The organism is Rickettsia sp. TH2014 (assembly GCF_019249195.1).
In the GTDB taxonomy this organism is placed as follows: Bacteria; Pseudomonadota; Alphaproteobacteria; order Rickettsiales; family Rickettsiaceae; genus Rickettsia; species Rickettsia felis.
Genome location: NZ_MXAX01000077.1, coordinates 985 through 2,710 on the forward strand (window position 1 = coordinate 985; position 1,726 = coordinate 2,710).

The window sequence follows — 1,726 nt, forward strand, 5'->3', positions numbered from 1 at the left end:
CCAGAGCCAGAACCAGAGCCAGAGCCAGAACCAGAGCCAGGAACTAGTAAACTAGTACAAAAAGATGATTTAACTGAGCAGACATATACACTGACTGGGTTTAATCCTAAGAGCGAAACTATTAACTTTAGTTATACATCAGGTAGGGTACTTAAAGATGTTTACAATAAATATGAGTCAGATAAGAAATTTGAAGTTGGTGGTTACTATACGGCTTGGTCACAATTTGACGGACGCCTACAGAAGCCTGCAACGATTAATGAGGCTGGGCGAGGCGTAGATATAAAGAAACATTATAATCACAATTTTGACAAGCTGGTTTTAGGATTTGCTGCAATCAATGGTGATAAAGGAGAAAAAGAAGCAATCATAAAACTATCTGCTGATCAGTTAGGATTACAAAAGTTTGAAATGACCACCGTTGGTAATTGGGATATGCTTGCAGCATATGTTAATTGTGGTTTTCCAGCATACGTAAGTGAAGACTACCCAAACTTATACACCCAACAAAAAGCTCAAGGAGCACTAGGTGCTTTTCACAACCTAAAAAAAGCAAGTCCTGAGGGAACAAAATTTGCCCTTAGCGTCGGCGGATGGACTATGAGCGAAGCTTTTCATGAAATGGCTAAATCTCCAGAAACTCGTAAAATATTCAATGACTCAATAGTAAAGTTTATAGAAAAATTTCCAATGTATAAACAAATTGATATTGATTGGGAATATCCAGGAGCAGCAGGGAATGGTAACCCACATGGTCCTGAAGATGGTAGGAATTATACATTATTAGTTAAAGAGTTAAGAGAAACACTTAACACCAAGGGGCATACAGATGTTGTCATTGCTATAGCAGCAGCAGCTGATCCTGCAAAACTAGCGCTATCAAATATAAAAGACTTGGTTGCTGCAGGAGTAACCCAAATTCACTTGATGACATATGATCTTTTCGGTGGTACCTACGGAGAGGGAAAATTAGCACACCATACTAACCTTTATAGTAGTGGCAGCGACAATAATGAGTGGTCTATAGATCAATCTGTACAATATCTTATTGAAAAACTGCAGATCCCTGCGAAATGTGTGCATATAGGTTATGCAGGTTATAGCCGTAATGCACGTGAGGTAGAGATAGAGTCAGTTTCTCCATTAAAGGGTACATATAAAGTAGATCCTCAAATAGTTGGAACTTTTGAAAACGGTGTTACTGAGCAGAATGATGTTTATTTTAATTATTTTGATCCAAGCACAGGAAAAGGGAAAAATGGATTTATACTTTATACTGATACAGTAGCTAATGCTGATTTCCTTTACAATCCTACATCTAAAGTATTTATGTCCATAGACACACCTAGAACTGTTAAAGCTAAAGCAGAATATGTAAAGAAATTTGGTCTTGGAGGAATTTTCACATGGACCGTAGATCAGGATAATGGCGCACTATCTAATGCTGCACATGAAGGTTTAGGTCATAAATGTGTTAAGCAAAACATAGATATGAGTACATTTTATTTTGAGGGTGAAACTGAATTAGTAGGTCAGAGCATCGAGAGCCTCTAACAATTGCCTGCTGCGTGGATTGGACAACGCACTCAGTGTCATTTGGTAACTTGTTCACGGTGTCCAGAAAACAACTAAAATACATTATATTTTTAACTGGATTCCGTGAATAAAACACGGAATGACAGAGGGAAACAGTTCACGCTGTAGAAGTCAAGATTTAATCTTACAG

Annotated in this window: 1 protein-coding gene; it reads left to right on the forward strand. The window is 37.8% G+C overall.

Going from position 1 to position 1,726, the window contains the following annotated elements:
• On the forward strand, positions 1-1,554 hold a 1,554-nt coding region (locus KYQ89_RS01250), incomplete at its 5' end, for a glycosyl hydrolase family 18 protein (protein WP_218460036.1).
• Positions 1,555-1,726 lie beyond the last annotated feature (172 nt).